Source organism: Alloalcanivorax balearicus MACL04, from assembly GCF_025532145.1.
In the GTDB taxonomy this organism is placed as follows: Bacteria; Pseudomonadota; Gammaproteobacteria; order Pseudomonadales; family Alcanivoracaceae; genus Alloalcanivorax; species Alloalcanivorax balearicus.
The window spans coordinates 259,748-277,660 of record NZ_ARXS01000002.1; the positions used below are offsets into that span (position 1 = coordinate 259,748).

Here is a 17,913-nt window from a genome sequence, read left to right on the forward strand (position 1 = left end):
GCGGGGTCAGTCGAGCACGCTATGCAGGAACGCGGCGATGTCCTGGATTTCCTCCAGACACACCGCGTGCTCCATGGGGTAGGTTTTGTATTCCGTGGAGTAGCCTTTGGCACTCAGCGTTTCCGCCGCCCGGCGGCCCCCTTCCTCGGGCACCATGGGGTCGAAAGTACCGTGGGCGATGAAGATCGGCAGAGCCTGATTGGCATCGCTGAACTGGATGCTGTCGGCGGTGGCGAAGTAGGTGGACAAGGTCATCAGGCCGGCCAGCCGTGCCGGATGGCGCAGAGCCACCTCATAGGCCACCGCGCCGCCCTGGGAAAAGCCGGCGACAACAATGCGTTCGGCGGGAATGCCGCGCTCGATTTCACGCGCGATCAGGGCGTCGATTTGCGCCGCCGAGCGACGGATACCGTCCTCGTCGATCGGCCCGCCGCCGCCCAGACTGATGATGTCGTACCAGGCCGGCATGACCATGCCGCCGTTGACGGTCACCGGAATCTGCGGCGCGTGCGGAAACACGAAACGGGTGCTCTTGCGTGCCAGCTCCGGCACCACCGGTTCGAAATCATTACCGCTGGCGCCCAGGCCATGAAGCCAGATGACGCTGGTTTCGGCGGGTTGCGGCGGTTCGATTTCCACGCAGGGCAGATAGCTCATTTCGGCACTCCTTAACTCAGTTTCCGGCAACGATCACACGGACCGCTTCCAATTGCACCCGCGCCTGGTCCAGATAAGCGGCCAGGGCCCGGGTCTGCGCTTCCAGGAACTCGATCTCTTCGTCGCGCACCGCCGGGTTCTTCTCGCGCAGTGCCTTGAGCCGGGCCAGCTCCGCTTGCTGATGACGGTTCATCGCTTCGCGGGCGCTGTCGATATGTTCTTCCGCCGCTTCCCTGGCTCGTGATTCATTGGCGCGCAGCAGTTTTTCCAGTAACGCCTTCTGGCTGCCGACCACTTTGCGGGCCAGCGGCTTTTCCAGCTTGTGGCATTGCCGGCACAGGCCCGGGAAGTCGATGGCCTGGGACAGATCGCGCCCCTTGGGATCAAGCAGATGGCGGATCGTCACCGTCGGCAGGAAGCGGTCCAGCTGCAGATGCCGGGGAGCGCTGCACGACACCGTATAGATGGTTTCCACCAGCAGAGTGCCGGCGGGGATTTTCGGATTCTTGAGCAGCGCCACCGAGGCCTTGCCACGGGGTTCGGTGAGCAAGCGGTCCAGCACGCCGGTGACCATCGGGTGCTCCCAGGTCAGGAACTGCATGTCGTCCCGGGCGATGGCGGTGCCGCGCTGGTCGGTGACGGTGATGCCTTCTTCCGGCAGACCGGGGAACGGTTCGCGCAAATGCGGCGCCGGCTTCAGTACCCAGGCGTGTTCGGAGTGGTCTTCCTGATCGACGCCGTAGTGTTCGAACACCTCGCCGAGGAACGCCATGGGCGTTTGCTCATCTTCCTGGGCCAGTTGATCGCGCAAGCCGTCGGCCTGTTCACGATCGCAGGATGCCATCTCCAGCAGGCGGTCCCGGCCTTCCTCCAGGCGCTGACGCAGTTCATCGGTGACGTCCCGGGTCTGTGCCAGCAGCGCGGAGACCTTGGCGTCGTCGTCCGGGGTGCGCAAGGCCTGTTCCAGTGCTTCCCCGCAGCGCTGGCCTATCTCGTGACCGGCGGGATTGGTGTGCTCGAACGCGCCCATACCTTCGTGGTACCAGCGGAACAGGACTTGCTGGGCGTGGGCCTGGAAGTGCGGCACATGGATCTGAATGGTGTCGGTCTGGCCGATGCGGTCCAGGCGGCCGATACGCTGTTCCAGCAAGTCCGGATTGCGCGGCAGATCGAGCAGCACCAGATGATGGGCGAACTGGAAGTTACGGCCTTCGGAGCCGATCTCGGAGCAGATCAGAGCCTGGGCGCCGTCCACTTCGTCAGCGAAAAAGGCGGCGGCGCGGTCCCGCTCGATCAGATCCATGTCCTCATGGAACACCGCCAGATTCAGTCCCAGCTTATAGCCGCAGTGAGCGTGCAGATCGATGGCGGTATTGCGATGCGCACAGATCACCAGCACTTTTTCGCCACGATGCTGCTTGAGGAACTGCTCCAGCCAGTCGGTGCGCGGGTCCTCGGCGCACCAGCGGTCGTCCCGATAAGCGGTCTCCGGATACAGCGCCAGTTCCAGATCCTCGTCCTCGTCGAGACGATAGGCCTCCGGCAAGGGCAGCGGATAACCCTGAACCCGCCGTGCGGGGAAGCCGGCCACATTGTGCCGGGTGTTGCGGAACATCACCCGGCCAGGGCCGAAGCGGTCCAGCAATTCGCCAAGAATGGCATCGCGGCGGCTTTCGTCGATGTCTTCGCCGGGCAGCCAGTGGGCGGCGCTTTCGCGCAGCGACGCCGACCAGTTGGATTCATCGTGCAGAGCACCGGCCAGTTCCGCCACCTGTCGATACTGCTGTTGTTCCTCGATGAACGCGTCCAGGCTCGGGTAGCGGTCCGGGTCCAGCAGGCGCAGGCGGGCAAAGTGGCTTTCCAGCCCCAGCTGTTCCGGTGTGGCGGTGAGCAACAGCAGACCACGAGCCTGGCGTGACACCTGTTCCACCCGGTTATAGGCCGTGGAGGGCTGTTCCGGGCTCCAGGCCAGATGATGGGCCTCGTCCACCACCAGCAGGTCCCATTCCGCCTCGGCCAGCAGGTCGATGTCGCAGCCTTCCAGGAAAGTGGTGCTGCACAGAACCAGTTGTTCGGACAGAAAAGGATTGTCCTGGGTGGTCGATTCCTGACCGGTTTCCTCGGCGATGATATCCGCCAGCATGTTCTTGATACTGGCGGCACTGGAGGCGCCGAGTGCTTGCAAACGGCTTTCGTCGAAAATGCTGAAGCGCAGATTGAAGCGCCGTGCCATTTCCACGAACCACTGATGCACCAGGGCATCGGGCACCACCACCAGCACCCGCTGCGCGCGCCCGGTATAAAGTTGCTGATGCAGAATCAGGCCCGCCTCGATGGTTTTACCCAACCCCACTTCATCGGCCAGCAACACCCGCGGTGCGTAGCGGCGCGCCACCTGCTCGGCGATATACAACTGATGGCCGATCAGATCGATACGGGCGCCACGCAGGCCCTGCAGGGGAGAGCGTTCGCTCTGGGCCTTGGCCTGCAGCGCCTTGATGCGCAGTTCGAACCAGCGATTGGAGGACAACTGGTTGGCCAACAGCCGCTCCTGGGCGCCATTGAGGGCCAACTGATGGCCGAGATGGGACTCAGGTACCGGCTGCACATTATCCGGCTGATCCACCGGATGGGCGTGATAGACCAACAGACCGTTGAGGTCATTGACCGCCTGAACTGTCAGCTCCAGGCCGTCGCCAGTGGTCAGGGTCTCGCCCACATCGAAGGTGACCCGGGACAGCGGCGCGTTGTTTTTGGCGTAGGTCCGCTCTTCCTCCACCGCCGGGTAGTTCACCGTGACCAGGCGGTAGTCCACCTCCTTGATCACGCCGAGACCCAGCTCGGTTTCGGATTCACTTAGCCAGCGTTGCCCGGGAACAAATTCGGTCATGGATATGCGATCGCCTGGATGGTTGCGGGGGCGGGCGATTATACGGGTTTGTGGCGCCGGCTTCGATGCGTGTCGGTGAAAAACGAATCAACCACCGCCGTTCTCGCCGGCCTGTGTCCTGAACCACTGCGCTGTCGCCTCATCGGCGGGGAAATATTGTTCTATGCGCAACTCTTCCATCACCACGTCCACCGCGGTGCCGAAACTGGCCAGGGTGGAGAAGGCGTTCAGACGTTGCCCGCCGATGTTGAGCACCAGTGTCAACATTGGGTCCGTACTCACCGGCATGTCCACCGGAATCCGGCTGAGATCGGCCAGCGTCGCCAGACGCCGGTGCAAGCGGTGCAGCGCCGGATCCGGTCGCGCATGCAGATCGCGGCGCAAATGACGCAGCAGAAACGACGCCACCACCGGCCAGTTCTCGATGAACGGGCGGAAGCCGTCGGGATGAAACGCCAGTTCCATGATATTGGTGGTTTCCGGCAGCGGGCCGCGCTCCGCCACCATGGCCGCCACGATACGGTGCTGAGCCGGATTGGCCAGCAGCAGGTTCCAGTGCGCGTCCAGCACCACCGCCGGATAGGGCAGGTGGTTCTCCAGCATCAGATTCAGCGCCTGCCGCACCGGGGCCATGGCAGGCTCGTCCAGGCGGGTTTCGCCAAACGCCGGCGGGTGACCGGCGGCGGTGAGCAGGTAATTGGTTTCCCTGAGGCTCAGATCCAGCGCCCCGGCCAGCCGTTTGAGCATGTCCGCGCTTGGGCGGGAGCGGCCATTTTCGACAAAACTGAGATGACGGCTGGAAACGCCGGCGTTATTGGCCAGCTCCAGCTGGCTGATGCGTCGGGTGCGGCGCCAGTCCGCCAGTATCGTGCCTGCCTGCATGTGATTACCTCCGAGGTAATTGTTTTGATTACCCCTGGCGGGGATTCTGACTCTATCAGAAACCACGAAGGAGAATGATCATGCCCTGGCAATCCTTGAAATCCGCACTGCTGTTCAATGCCATTGTCTGCGCCGTGTTCGGCGTTCCCCTGATCGCCGCCGGCGCCTTCTTCGCCGGTCTGGCCGGCGCCCATGCCGGCGCTATCCCGGTGTGGCTGGCTACCGCCGCCGGTGCCGTGCTGCTGGTGCTGGCGGTGGATCTGGTCTGGGTCGCCACCCGCCGGCCGATTCCGCGTCTGCTGGCGCGATTGTTGACCCTGGCGGACGCCGCTTTTGTCGTGGCGATGCCGGTGGTGATGCTGGTGGCGGCGCCCTGGCTCTCCAATATCGGTCAATTGCTGCTGGCGGACCTGGTGCTGATCACCGCCTTCTGCGTGTGGTGCCAGTGGCGTGGCCTGCGGCAGACGGCGCACGCATGATGGGAGCGGCGGTGGCCGAACGCCACCGCCCATTGTTTCGTGGAAGGGGACAGCCCGCTTGCACGCAACACGCCAGCACGCTAACACGCCTATCGCGGCTCGTGAGCGCAGGGCCATCCCATTGCTCCCGCAATGGGAACTACACAGCCGCTGTGGGAAGCGAGCTTGCTCGCGAATCGGCGTACCAGCGTGTTGCGTGTAGGCGTGCCAGCGAATTGTGGGACAGCAATGGTTACCGGTGGCGGTGTTTCTACTGCTGGAACTGGTGATGGCGGCGATGCTGGCGGCTGTCGTGTGGTGAGCGGGACGGCTATGCTGAAGGGCTCTTCTTATACGAGGCCCGGCCATGGCCGACATTCTGCCCTTCAAGAAACCGGCGAAAAAGAAAGCCGCCAACAAAAGCCTTTGCCGCCACGGCTTTCATAAATGGGTGGTGGCGAAGGACACCACCTTTGATTCCAAACAGGGGCGTCTGGTCACCCTTTACCGGTGCCAGCGTTGCGGTAAGACGAAAACCGAAGCGCGCTGAGGAGGCCCCCTCCCGGCGTGGGGAGAAAGGGGATGAACGAAGCACAGTCGGTACACATCGATAACGGGAAAGGCTATGCGGTGCCGGTCACCTGGGTGTCCGGTGGCGGCCCGGTCTTTCTGATAATGGGCGCCCTCGGTGTGGCCGCGCCCTTCTACGACAAACTGGTGGCGGAACTGGCCGCGCAGGGCTGGTCGGTGGCGCTGATGGAGCAGCGGGGCCTGGGCAGCAGCAGGTTGCGTCCTTCGCGACGGCATAATTGGGGCTTCCGCGACATCGTCGAGGACGACGTGCCGGCGGTGCTGGACTGGATCGCAAAAGAGGCGCCACAGCGGCCGGTTTACCTGTTCGGTCACAGTCTCGGCGGCCACTATGCGGCCATGTGCGCCGGCCTCTACCCGGGGCGTTTCGAGGGCATCGTCATGTGCGCCTGCGGCAGCCCCTGGATCACCGCTTATCAGGAAGCGGACCGTCGCCGGGTGCAACGGCTCACTCGCCTGATTCCGTTGTGCCACTTGTTGTTTGGCTATTACCCCGGTGACCGCCTCGGTTTCGGGGGACGCGAAGCGCGTGGTGTGATGAGCGACTGGCGTCACCTGGCGCTGACCAATCGTTATCGGGTCGGTGCCGATGACCGCCGGGTGGATCAGGCGCTGGCGGACTACACCGGCCCGGCCTTGATGTTGCGCATGGAGAATGACCCTTTCGCCTCCGCCATCGCGGTGGATTCGGTGTTAAGGCGCTTTCAGCGTCATCGCCCGGAAGAGCAGGTGCTGAGCGCCGGGGAACTGAACGATAAAGCGGACCATTTTCGCTGGGCGCGACGGCCGGTGGCGGTGGTGGCGCGTCTGGCGCGGTGGCTGGAAGCCGACCAGGCAGGGCCCGCCGGGGTGGTCGCGCGCCAAATCTGAGACCACGTTCCCACAACGAACCGCCGCATACGGTGCGGTTCTCGTCTCGCACGGCTAACATGTCCCTCTTTTTTAAAGGCAAGGGGAGGGGAGCGTGCAGCAGGGAGTCACCGAAACCACGGATGCGTTGTGGCAAGCGCGCCAAAAGTACCAACAGGGGCTGTACCGGCAGACCTTCGATATTTTGCGTCGCGAACATGGTGAACCGGCTCAATGGCGAGACCCGGAATTGCAATTGCTGGGCGGCCGCACGCTGAACCATCTGGGCCGCTCCCGTACCGCCCTGGCACTGATGCAGCGCGCCTGGCGCGGCGCACCGGAGCGGCCACGCCAGCGCTATTATCGCGGTTTTCAGTTGCTTGGCCGACGCGGGCCCTGGGCGGCGCTGCGTTTCATCCAGCAGCACGGCGAGATCCTGTGCGAGGACGACCCCCATCTGCAAGGGCTGTGGCTGGGTCATTTCGCCACGCTTTACAGCATCTACCGCGATTGGGAACGCAGTCACGAATTCCTCGAACGGGCCCTGGCCCTGCATCCGAATTCTTCCTGGCTGGCGCTCGAGCACGCCGTCATTCTGCAGCGGGAAGACCGCTATCCGGAGGCCATGGCGGTATTGGCGCCGTGGCTGGCGTCACCCACGCCGCCGCGTCCGGTGGTGGCCGCCGGGGCCGAATTACTGTTGCTGCTGGACCACCGCGATGACGCCGTGGCGTTGCTGGCCAAGCATGCACCCCGGATGGAATCGGTGGAACTGTGTCTGCGTCTCTATGATCTGCTGCTGGAAAATGGCGAGCGCGACGCCGCTGCCGAAGCCCTACAGAGAGCCCGCTCTCTGGTGCCGGAACTGCCGGGCACCGTGGACCGGGAACTGGTCTACCGGGAGTTCGAGCTGCACTATGAGCGCGGTGAGCTGGATCAGGCGCTGCAGGCCGCCGACGAACTGAAGGATCCGTTCGTGATCAGTGTCCGCGAGAGCCTGCGTGAACGCCGTGACCAGCCGGCGGAGGCGTTGTTGCCGGTGGCGTTCGTGCGCCAGCATCACATGACCTGCGCGCCCGCCACGTTCGTGGCCCTGGCCCGCTACTGGGGCCACCAGTTCGACCACCTGGAGGTGGCGGAGCAGATTTGCTACGACGGCACGCCCGCCTCCACCGAGCGGCGCTGGATCAGCGAACTGGGCTGGCACGTGCGTGAATTTGAAATGGATCACGACATCATTCGCGCCCTGCTGGATCGGGGCGTGCCGGTGGCGCTGTCCACGGTGGAGCCCGGCAGCGCCCATATGCAAGCCATTGTCGGTTACGACTTGCGCAAGGGCGTGTACAAAATCCGTGATCCGTTTTCACCGCTGATCAGCGAAATGCTGATGGACGGCGCCGCCAAACGCTACGCCGCCACCGGCCCGCGCTGCATGGTGGTGGTGCCGTCGGATCAGGCCGGGCGGCTGGATGGCATCGAACTGCCGGCGGCACGCCTGTACGACCATTACCATGATTTGCAACTGGCGCTGGAGCGGCACGATCGGTCGGCGGCGGTGACGGCGCTGGAACAGTTGCGCCGGCAAGGCGCCCAACATCGCCTGGTGTTGTGGGGAGAGCGCAGCCTGGCCGCCTATGACCACGACGCGCCGGCCTCGTTGAAGACCCTGGACGCGCTGCTGGAACGCTATCCGGAAGACCTCAATCTGATCGCCTCGCGGGCGGATATGCTCGGCGAACTGGGCCGGTTCCAGGAGCAGCGTGCCTATCTGCGTGAGCAACTGGAGGCCGGCCACAGTCATCCGCTGCTGATTCAGACGCTGGTCCATGCCCTGCGCCACGACTATCGGGTGGCGGAGGAGACCCATCAATGGCTGGAGCGCTTGTTGCGCCTGGAGCCGACTCGCGCCACCGCCTTGTATTCCCTGGCCGGGCTCAACTGGGACGAGGGCAAACGCGAGCAGGCGTTTGAACTGTATCGGCTGTGCGCCTGCCTGGAAGACAAGGTGGAGCGCTACGCCCAGAGCTATTTCAAGGCGGCCCGCTTCTTGCGCCAGACCGACCAGGCCCTGGACTGGCTGCGCCGCCGCGCCGACCGGCTCGGGCCGTTGTCCGCCGACGCCCGGGTGACGCTGGCGTTGATGCTGGAGCAACTGGATTTGAGCCGCGAAGCCGCGGAGGTGTTCGAGCAGGCGCTGAACGAGCATCCGCGCAATGTCTGGCTGGTCAATGAAGCGCTGATTTTCTATCAGAGCCGCTCCGATCTGGAACGCGCCCGGGCGTTACTGGCCCAACGCCGCGCCGATCTGCCGGAAGCGATGGTGCTGGAGTTCGAGGGGGATATCGCCCGCCAGGCCGGGGATCTGGAGCAGGCGAGCGTTCACTTCCGGGCGCTGCTGGCGCTGCGGCCGTTCCACACCGGCGCGCTGCGCTTCGTTGCCGGGCAACTGCGGCGCGACGACAGCCTGGAGGCGGCACTGGCGTTCATCGATCGCCAGGGTAGCCTGAATCCCCATGATTACGGCATTCGCGGCGTCAAGCTCGACTTCCTCGAGGCACTGCCGCCCAGTCAACGCTGGCCGCAACTGGAGGCGTTGGCGGCGCAGGCCGGGGACGACAGCCGGGTGGCCCAGGCCATGGCCGATTGTGCCCTGGAGCGCGGCGATTACGCTCAGGCCCTGCGTTTCGCCAGCAGGGTGCTGGCGGAAGCCCCGGACGACCACCAGGCACTGGTGATCAGCGCGCGAGCCCATCTGCTGGCCCAGGACAACGACGCCGCGGCACAGGCGTTCCGTGCCGCGATCCAGGCCAGCGTGGACCGGCCGGACGCCTTTCACGGCTTGCTGGAGTGTTACCCGGACGTGGCCGCCAAGCGCGAGGCGCTGGGCTTCATTCACCGGCAGTTGCTGGAGCAGGTGACGTTTGGAGATGGTGTGCAGGCCTTCGTGGAGCTGGCCCGCCGGTTCCTCCCGGATGATGAGGTGGCGGCGTTCGTGGACCAGGTCATCGCCGAACGCCCGGACCTGTGGCAGAGCTGGTTGGCGGCAGCCCATTTCCACCGCGACGTGCGCCGTCTGGACCGCGCGCTTGAGTGTATTCAGGAGGGTTGCCGGCGTTTTCCTCTGATTCCGCGCCTGTGGCTGGAAAGCGGCCGTCTGCGTCTGCTGGCGGACGATACCGAGGGCGCGGAGGCGGATCTCACCGAGTGCCTGCGGCAATCGCCGGACTGGGTACAGGCGGTGATTTCCTTGTCCGATGTGTTGGAAGTGCGGGGCGACTTCGACGCCTCCGAAGGGCACATCGACCGCGCTTTGCGGCGCCTGCCCCGGGAAGGGATGCTGCTGGGTTACAAGTCCGATCTGCTGTGGCGGCGCGGGCAGCGCGAGGAGGCCTTCGACACCATGGTCCGTGCCCTGGCCGAGACCCCGGATTACCACTGGGGCTGGGACAAGCTGGGTGAATGGGCGCGGGAAACCGATCGCCGTGGTGAGGCACTGGCGCTGGCGGAACGTCTCGCCAACGAGCAGGAGAGCAACGCTGATCTGTGGCGCCACTGCTATATGCTCACCGACGAGCAGGATCAGGAACTGGCGTTCATCGAGCGGGCACGGGCTCTGCGCCCCCACGACCCCTCTCTGGTGATCGACCAATGCGAGGTGTTGCACCGGATCGGCCGGGAAAAGGAGATCGAGCCGCTACTGTCACGGGACTACTGGCGCGGGCCACCGCCCACCGAGGTGCAGGGCTTCACCGCCTGGCTGCGTCATCAGCAGGGCGATCGCGACACCGCCATCAGCATGATGCGGGATCAGGTACTGCGGGATGATCCGGCATTCTCCCGTGGCTGGCGTCTGCTGGCCACCTGGTACAAGGACGCCGGTGAAGTGGAACCCTGTCTGCACGCCAGCCGCCAGCTGGTGGCACTGCAGCCGGGGCATGCCGGTGCCCTGGTGGAAGCCGCCGAACTGATGCTGGAGGTGACCGAGGGCGACGCCCGGTTGGCCATCGAGGAGGAAGTGTCCGATTACCTGGAGCGGGCCCTGGCGCGGGACTATTCCGACACCTATATCCAACTGACGCTGCTGGACCACTATATGGACAGCGGGCATCCCGAACGGGCGCGGGAACTGATGACCCGCATCCTGGTCGACGAGGGCAATGTGTTCGTGCGCGCCCGTCAGTTGCGGCTGGCGCTGGAGTCCGGTGAGCTGGACGCGGCCTGGCCGCTGTATCAAAGCGTGGTCCGGGACTGGCGCGATAACAACTGGTTACTGCTGGAGCCGCTGGCATGGGTGGCGGCCGCCGGCGCCGATGCCCTCCAGGCGCTGTGGCGGGCGGTTCCGGACTGGCTGGCCGACCCCGACATGCCCGACGCCGTGGTGGTCGTCTGGGCCCGGGCCCAGGCGCTGGCCGGCGTATCCGGCGATGAACTGCTTGCTAACCTGGAGCGGCTACGCCGCGATCCGCGGCGCGGCGGGCTGTTCGGTTTCGCGCTGGAGTGGCTGCTGGACAGTGACGAGATCGATCCGGCGGTACGTCTGCGTCTGGTGCGTCGCCACTGGTGGCGCTTGCGCGGCCAGGAACGGGCGGCCACCGCCGCCAGGCGCTTCCTGGCCGGGCAAAAGCACTGGCTGTGGTGGCTGTGGCTGCGGGTGGTGCTGTGAGCCGCCCGGTGTTGGTGTTCGATTCCGGTGTCGGCGGTCTGTCGGTGGTGACCGCCCTGCGCCAACAGGTGCCGGGCCTGCCGCTGGCTTATGTCTGTGACAACGCCGCCTTGCCCTACGGTACCAAGCCGGACTCCTGGCTGCTGCGCCGGATCGTCGACGTGTGCGTGGCGGCGGTGGCGGCCAGTGACGCCCGGGTGCTGGTGGTGGCCTGCAATACCGCCAGTACTCTGGCGCTGGAGGCGTTACGTGAACGGCTGGCGATTCCGGTGGTGGGGACGGTGCCGGCGATCAAACCGGCGGCGCAACTGAGCCGCACCGGAGTCATTGCCTTGCTGGCTACCACCGCCACCGTGACGCGTCCCTACACCGACCGTCTGATCGAGGAATTCGCTGGCCACTGTACCGTGGCGCGCGTCGCCGCCGACCCGCTGGTGGCCCAGGCGGAACGCTGGCTGGCCGGGGAGCCGCTGGACGCACGGGTGCTCGCCGAGTGTCTGGCGCCTCTGGCGGCGATTGCCAGGCTGGATACGGTGGTGCTCGGCTGCACGCATTTCCCGCTGCTGCGGGAATCCCTGGCCGCCGTGGCGCCAGGCCCCGTGCACTGGATCGACTCCGGCGACGCCATTGCCCGGCGGGTGGTACAGGTGGTGGGGGAGGTGCCCCTGCCGACGGTGTCCTCCGGCGCCTTCCTCAGCTGGGCCACGGCGCCGGACAACCCCGGCCTGGCCCGCGCCTTCTCCGGATTCGGCTTCCAGCCACCGGGAAAAATCAGTGAAAAGTGAGTAGTGAACAGTTAATAGCGAAGGTCAAAACATTACCCCTTACGGGGCCGTTCCAGGGTTTTCGCTGTTAACTGTTCACTATTAACTATTAACTATTACCTGCTTTCCCTATTCCCCATAGTCCCGCAGCGCCTCCAGGTCCTGGATATTGATGCGGCCGTATTCCACTTTCAGCAGGCCGTTGGCTTCCAGTTCGCGCAGGGCCTGGTTGGCGCGCTGGCGGGACATGCCGCACAGCTGCGCCACGTCCTCCTGGGAGACTTTCAGGCTCAGAGAGCCGTTGGGGTAGAGGTAGGAATTGAACAGCGTGGCCAGGCAGCGGGCCACCCGGGCCTCGGGGCGCAGCATGCGATCGAAACTGACCATGGAGATGAACAGGCCCAGGCGTTCGTTCAGTTGCCGCAACAGGAAGCGGTTGAAGGCGATGCTGTTGTCCAGTAACCAGGTGAAAGTGACGCGGGGCATCAGAGCCACCCGGGTCTGGCCCACCGCTATACCGTCATAACGGCGGGGTTCGTCCTTGAGTAATGAGCCTTCGCCGAACCAGCCGCCGGCATTGACCCCGGTAAGGGTGATCGCCTTGCCCTCCGGGGACAGCACACTGAGTTTCACCAGCCCCTGAATCACGCCGATCCAATGGTCCGCCGGGTAGCCCTGATGACAGACGTACTCCCCCGGGCCCACCTCCCGCTCGGTGATCTGGCTGCGCACGTGATCCAGTGCCACGGAATCCAGGTTCTGGGCCCAGATCGAGTCGCGCAGCATGCTCTCCACGTCGCCGTGGGAGGTGATGATGTCATCGCTATGATCTTTGACGGACATGGTGTTGTAATCCCGTACTCCGGTCTGAAAAAGAGCTTCTTTCCCAGATTGTCGCGGAAACGACAGCTTGGTGCAGCCAGTCGATGATATAGATGGTCATGCGCTGATGCGCCGGCCCTGGATGATCCCGCGGACGCTGTTGTGCGGACCGCTTGCAAAAGGCCGTCAGGCGGGTAGCCTGAAACAGAAAAGAGTAAGTATAAAAGGAACCTGTGAACAAGTACTTACAGTGTTCCCAATGTGAATAACAATAACGTCGTGGTCCGAGCGGCCACGCAAAAGCTGGAGGTGAGAGCCTTGACGTGTATCCCTCGTTTGGCGGGCGGCACTGTTGGCACCGGTATTGCCACCGCTGGCAGTACCACTGCCGGTAGTACCAGTGAAAGTACCATGGCTGCCATGCGCGCCGCGATTTCCTGTCATTCCCTTGTCCGGCCCTGCTCCGTCACCGCTTCCCGAGCCTGTCCGAGCCGCACCGGAATCACGGTGGTAAACCCCTGTTTCACCTTGACCAACCTTCGGATTGGTATGAGAAAAAAGGGAGGTGTCCGCCATGTCGGTCAATGAACTGGACACATTCCCCAAACTGTTGATGCATAACGCCGAGCATCGGCCGAATGTGGACGCCATGCGGGAAAAGGATCTGGGTATCTGGCAAACCTGGACCTGGCGCCAAGTGTACAAGGAGGTGGAAGCCCTGGCCGGTGGGCTGAAGGCACTCGGGCTGCAGCGTGGCGACCGGGTGGCGGTGATCGGCGACAATCGGCCGCAACTGTATTGGTCGGTGGCCGCGGTACAGGCCATGGGCGCCGTCCCGGTGCCGCTGTATCAGGATTCGGTCGGCGACGAAATGCAGTATGTACTGCACCATGCGGAAGTCCGCTTCGCGGTGGTGGAAAACCAGGAGCAAGTGGACAAGGTACTGGACATCAAAAGTCAGGTGCCGAGCCTGGAGACGATGGTCTATGACGACCCTCGGGGCCTGCGCAACTACCCGGAACCGTTTCTGCACGAACTGACCGGGGTGCAGGAAAAAGGCCGCGCCCACGCCCGTGAGAACGCCGATTTCTTTGCTCGCGAAGTGGCCCTCGGACAAGGCCCGGACCTGTCCATCATCGTCTACACTTCCGGTACCACCGGCCGGCCCAAGGGCGTCATGCTCAGCTATGACAATCTGATCGAGACCGGCAAGCTGGCGGTGAAGTTCGACAACATCACGGAGAAAGACGAAACCCTGGCCTATCTGCCGATGGCGTGGGTGGGCGATCACTTCATCACCTACGGCGAGAGCCTGATCTCCGGCTTCTGCTTCAACTGCCCGGAATCTCCGGAAACGGTGATGACCGATCTGCGCGAAATAGGCCCCACTTATTTCTTCGCGCCGCCGCGGATCTGGGAAAACCTGATCACCAATGTGATGGTGAGAATGGAGAACGCCAGCCGCCTCAAGCAGATCATGTTCCAACATTTCATGAAGGTGTCTCGCAAGGTTGGCGTGCGTCTGCTGGAAGGCAAACCGGTATCGTTGCTCGAGCGATTGCATTACGCCTTGGGCAATGTGTTGGTCTACGGACCGCTGCGTAATGTGCTCGGCTTCAGCCGTATTCGTCTGGCCTATACCGCTGGTGAAGCGCTGGGGCCGGACATTTTCGACTTCTTCCGTGCCCTGGGCATCAATCTCAAACAGCTGTACGGACAGACCGAGTGTTCCGTATACCTGTGCCTGCAGAAGGACAATGACGTGCGCCCGGACACCGTCGGGCCGCCGGCGGAAGGCGTGGAAATACGGCTGGACGAGAACGGTGAAGTGTTGTTCCGCAGCCCCGGCGTATTCATGGGCTATTACAAGAACGAAGAAGCCACCCGTGACACCAAGACCGAGGATGGCTGGGTGCACAGCGGCGATGCCGGTATGTTCACCGAGGATGGCCATCTGCGCATTATCGACCGGGCCAAGGATGTGGGGCGCCTCAATGGCGGCACCCTGTTCAGTCCCAAGTTCGTCGAGAACAAACTGAAGTTCCACCCGCACATCAAGGAAGCGGTGGCGTTTGGTCATCAACGGGATTATGTCACCGCGTTCATCAACATCGACTTCGAAGCGCTGAGCAACTGGGCGGAACGGCGCAACATCTCGTTCACCGGCTATATGGACCTGGCCGGGCGCGAAGAGGTGTACCAGCTGATCAGAGAAGAGGTGGAAGCGGTCAACCGGGATCTGTCCGAGGATCCGGAAATGGCATCGATCCAGATTCACCGTTTTCTCATCCTGCACAAGGAGCTGGACCCGGATGACGGCGAAATCACCCGTACCCGCAAGGTGCGCCGGCGCATCATCGCCGAGCGTTATGAGCCGCTGATTTCGGCGCTTTACGGCGGTGATGAGAGGGTGGACGTTGATGTCCGGGTGACTTACGAGGATGGCAGCACCGGTCAACTGCGTTCCACGCTGTCGATCAGTGACGCCAGTACCTATCAGCAGCTCAGCAAGGCGGGGTGAACCATGGTGGCAACGGTTTCCGATCTGACGCCACGCGAGCAGGCGTCGGAAGTACTGCTCAAAGTGGAAAATGTGGAGCTGCGTTTCGGCGGGGTCCGTGCCCTGCATGACGTGGGCTTTGAAATCCGCAAGGGGCAGATTTTTTCCATTATCGGTCCCAACGGAGCGGGCAAGTCGTCGATGCTCAACTGCATCAACGGTTTTTATCATCCCACTTCCGGGACCCTGACCTACAAAGGTCAGCCGCGTAAGCATATGCGGCCCTACGTGACCGCCAGTCAGGGCATCGCCCGGACCTTTCAGAACATTGCGTTGTTCAAGGGCATGTCGACGCTGGACAACATCATGACCGGCCGGCATCTGAAGACCAAGGCCTCGTTGCTGGAGAACGCCTTCTGGTTTGGCCGCGCCCGCCGCGAGGAGCTGGAACACCGGCGCTTCTGCGAGGAGATCATCGACTTTCTCAATCTGCAGCATGTGCGCAAGACCCCGGTGGGCACCTTACCCTACGGCCTGCAAAAGCGGGTGGAACTGGGCCGGGCACTGGCGGCGGAGCCGGAACTGCTGCTGCTGGACGAGCCCATGGCGGGCATGAACCTGGAAGAAAAACAGGACATGGCCCGTTTCATTCTCGACGTCAATGATGAATACGGCACCACCATCTGTCTGATCGAGCACGATATCGGCGTGGTGATGGACTTGTCCGATCGCATCGTGGTGCTGGATCACGGTGAGAAGATCGGCGAGGGCACGCCCAGGGAGGTGAGCAACGATCCCAAGGTGATCGAGGCTTATCTGGGTGTTCAGGAACAGGAGAGCGCATAGCCATGATGTTTTTTCTGGAAGTTCTCATCGGCGGCTTGCTGGCCGGGGTGATGTACGCATTGGTGGCGCTGGGCTTCGTTCTGATTTTCAAGGCCTCCGGCATCTTTAACTTCGCCCAGGCGGCGATGGTGCTGTTCGCGGCCATGTTCATGGGCGGCATGCACAACGACTGGGGCCTGTCGTACTGGTTGGCGATTCCGCTCACCCTGGTGATCATGGTCGGCGTGGCCTGGGTCATCGAGAGGGTGGTGTTGCGCCCGATGGTGAACCAGGAACCGATCATCCTGTTCATGTCCACCATCGGTATCTTCTTCGCCCTGATCGGCTTCGCCGAGATTTTCTGGGGCAGCCGCTCACGCACGCTGGACGTGGGCATCCCCTCCGATCCGATCTTTCTCGGTGACATGCTGCTGCAGAGCTATGACCTGATCACCGCGGCCATCGTCGCCACGTTGGTGGTGGGGCTGGTGCTCTTCTCGCAAAAAACCCGCATGGGGCGGGTATTGAGGGCGGTGGCGGATGATCACCAGGCGGCGCAGTCGGTGGGTATCAAGCTGAGCACGGTGTGGGTGGTGGTGTGGTCCATCGCCGGGCTGGTGGCGGTAGTGGCCGGCATTGTCTGGGGGGGTGCCCTGGGGGTGCAACCCGTGATGGTGGACGTGGCGTTCAAGGCGCTGCCGGTGCTGTTGCTGGGCGGGCTCACCTCGATCCCGGGCGCCATCGTCGCCGGTCTCATCATCGGCGCCGGCGAAGCCCTGGCGGAGGTCTATCTGGGACCGATCATCGGCGGCGGCATCGACAGCTGGTTCGCGTACATCATTGCCATGGCGTTCATGGTATGGCGGCCGGAAGGCCTGTTTGGCGAAAAAATTATCGAAAGGATCTGACCGCATGATTTATCGCGAATCCGGACAGTTCAAAAAGACCTATCAGGCCGACCAGGCGATTCTGCCGCTGCGCCAGGACCGTATTTTTCTGATCCTGGTATTGCTGGTGGCGTTCCTGGTGGTTCCGTTCACCGCGTCCAACTATGTGATGAACTCGTTGCTGCTGCCGTTTCTGATTTATTCACTGGCGGCCATCGGGCTCAACATCCTGGTGGGCTATTGCGGGCAAATATCCCTGGGCACCGGCGGCTTCATGGCGGTGGGGGCGTTCGCCGCCTGGAACCTGGCGATCCGTACCGAATTGCCGATGCCGGTGATCTTCGTGCTGGCGGGGTTGATCACCTCCGGCGCCGGGGTGCTGTTCGGCCTGCCGGCACTGCGCATCAAAGGGTTCTACCTGGCGGTGACGACGCTGGCGGCGCAGTTCTTCCTGGTGTGGCTGCTGCAACGTCCCTGGTTCAACAACTACAGTGCCTCCGGGGTGATCTCGGCACCGGATTTCCACATGTTCGGCTGGAGCATCGAGACCGTTACCGACCGCTACTATCTATCGCTGATCATCCTGGTGGTGATGGCACTGCTGGCCAAGAATCTGGTACGCAGTGCCACCGGCCGTAAATGGATGGCGATCCGCGATATGGACGTGGCGGCGGAGATCATCGGTATTCGGCCCATGCCCACCAAATTGAAGGCGTTCGCGGTGAGCTCGTTCTTCATCGGCATCGCCGGGGTGCTCTGGGCCTTCCTGTACCTGGGGCAACTGGAGGCGGATGCGTTCAATATCTACACCTCTTTTGATGTGCTGTTCATGGTGATCATCGGCGGCCTGGGGTCGATTCTGGGCTGCTTTCTTGGCGCCGCCTTCGTGGTGCTGGTGCCGATTTTCCTCAATATCATTCCCAGCGCCCTGGGGTTGCCATTGAGCACCGCCATGATCAGCTATATTGAAGTGTTCATCTTCGGCTCTCTGATCATTTTCTTCCTGATCGTGGAGCCCCATGGCATGGCCCGTTTGTGGAGCATCGCCAAACAAAAACTGCGGCTGTGGCCGTTCCCCTATTGATCACGATGGTGATGAAAAGGGGGGTAACAGGAAGAATCGCC

Annotated in this window: 13 protein-coding genes; 9 read left to right on the forward strand and 4 right to left on the reverse strand. The window is 63.2% G+C overall.

All coding sequences use genetic code 11. The features are described 5' to 3' along the window. Nucleotides 1-6: 6 nt before the first annotated feature. The 3 genes from MA04_RS03095 to MA04_RS03105 form a co-directional block, all read right to left on the reverse strand. On the reverse strand, nucleotides 7-657 hold the full coding sequence (locus MA04_RS03095; protein ID WP_163127849.1) for an alpha/beta hydrolase: 651 nt from the start codon (nucleotides 655-657) through the stop codon (nucleotides 7-9). Between the two features lie 16 nt (nucleotides 658-673). Beyond that, nucleotides 674-3,547: an RNA polymerase-associated protein RapA gene (rapA, locus tag MA04_RS03100; RefSeq protein WP_262459401.1), complete on the reverse strand. Its 2,874-nt coding sequence runs from the start codon at nucleotides 3,545-3,547 to the stop codon at nucleotides 674-676. An 87-nt stretch (nucleotides 3,548-3,634) separates the two neighbouring features. Then, on the reverse strand, nucleotides 3,635-4,429 hold the full coding sequence (locus MA04_RS03105) for a helix-turn-helix domain-containing protein (RefSeq protein ID WP_163127853.1): 795 nt from the start codon (nucleotides 4,427-4,429) through the stop codon (nucleotides 3,635-3,637). Between the two features lie 80 nt (nucleotides 4,430-4,509). On the opposite strand from MA04_RS03105, the gene MA04_RS03110 reads away from it, so the two are divergent. From MA04_RS03110 to murI, 5 genes are all read left to right on the forward strand, one after another. Further along, entirely contained in the window at nucleotides 4,510-4,908 is a 399-nt protein-coding gene (locus tag MA04_RS03110) for a hypothetical protein (RefSeq protein WP_262459402.1), read from the forward strand. A 346-nt stretch (nucleotides 4,909-5,254) separates the two neighbouring features. Continuing rightward, complete coding sequence (locus tag MA04_RS03115; RefSeq protein WP_014993512.1) at nucleotides 5,255-5,437, forward strand: hypothetical protein; 183 nt, start codon at nucleotides 5,255-5,257, stop codon at nucleotides 5,435-5,437. Between the two features lie 32 nt (nucleotides 5,438-5,469). Further along, nucleotides 5,470-6,348 (forward strand): alpha/beta hydrolase family protein, encoded by an 879-nt coding sequence (locus MA04_RS03120; RefSeq protein ID WP_262459403.1) that lies wholly within the window; start codon nucleotides 5,470-5,472, stop codon nucleotides 6,346-6,348. Between the two features lie 94 nt (nucleotides 6,349-6,442). Next, nucleotides 6,443-10,990: a tetratricopeptide repeat protein gene (locus MA04_RS03125; protein ID WP_262459404.1), complete on the forward strand. Its 4,548-nt coding sequence runs from the start codon at nucleotides 6,443-6,445 to the stop codon at nucleotides 10,988-10,990. Beyond that, nucleotides 10,987-11,775 (forward strand): glutamate racemase, encoded by a 789-nt coding sequence (murI, locus tag MA04_RS03130; RefSeq protein ID WP_022995304.1) that lies wholly within the window; start codon nucleotides 10,987-10,989, stop codon nucleotides 11,773-11,775. Before MA04_RS03125 ends, murI begins: the two co-directional genes overlap by 4 nt. A gap of 108 nt (nucleotides 11,776-11,883) precedes the next feature. Here the strand turns inward: murI and MA04_RS03135 are convergent, their stop codons facing one another. Continuing rightward, nucleotides 11,884-12,597: a Crp/Fnr family transcriptional regulator gene (locus MA04_RS03135; protein WP_262459405.1), complete on the reverse strand. Its 714-nt coding sequence runs from the start codon at nucleotides 12,595-12,597 to the stop codon at nucleotides 11,884-11,886. 553 nt (nucleotides 12,598-13,150) lie between these two features. Between MA04_RS03135 and MA04_RS03140 the strand changes: the two genes are divergently transcribed. Genes MA04_RS03140 through MA04_RS03155 form a run of 4 tightly spaced genes read left to right on the forward strand, consistent with a single transcriptional unit; the run spans nucleotide 13,151 to nucleotide 17,872 of the window. Beyond that, nucleotides 13,151-15,097, forward strand: a complete 1,947-nt coding sequence (locus tag MA04_RS03140) for an AMP-binding protein (RefSeq protein ID WP_262459406.1) — start codon at nucleotides 13,151-13,153, stop codon at nucleotides 15,095-15,097. A gap of 3 nt (nucleotides 15,098-15,100) precedes the next feature. Beyond that, nucleotides 15,101-15,922: an ABC transporter ATP-binding protein gene (locus MA04_RS03145; protein ID WP_262459407.1), complete on the forward strand. Its 822-nt coding sequence runs from the start codon at nucleotides 15,101-15,103 to the stop codon at nucleotides 15,920-15,922. Between the two features lie 2 nt (nucleotides 15,923-15,924). Continuing rightward, the gene (locus tag MA04_RS03150; protein ID WP_163122301.1) at nucleotides 15,925-16,809 is read left to right on the forward strand and encodes a branched-chain amino acid ABC transporter permease; all 885 of its coding nucleotides are present in this window, start codon (nucleotides 15,925-15,927) and stop codon (nucleotides 16,807-16,809) included. Between the two features lie 4 nt (nucleotides 16,810-16,813). Next, nucleotides 16,814-17,872 (forward strand): branched-chain amino acid ABC transporter permease, encoded by a 1,059-nt coding sequence (locus MA04_RS03155; RefSeq protein ID WP_163122304.1) that lies wholly within the window; start codon nucleotides 16,814-16,816, stop codon nucleotides 17,870-17,872. Nucleotides 17,873-17,913 lie beyond the last annotated feature (41 nt).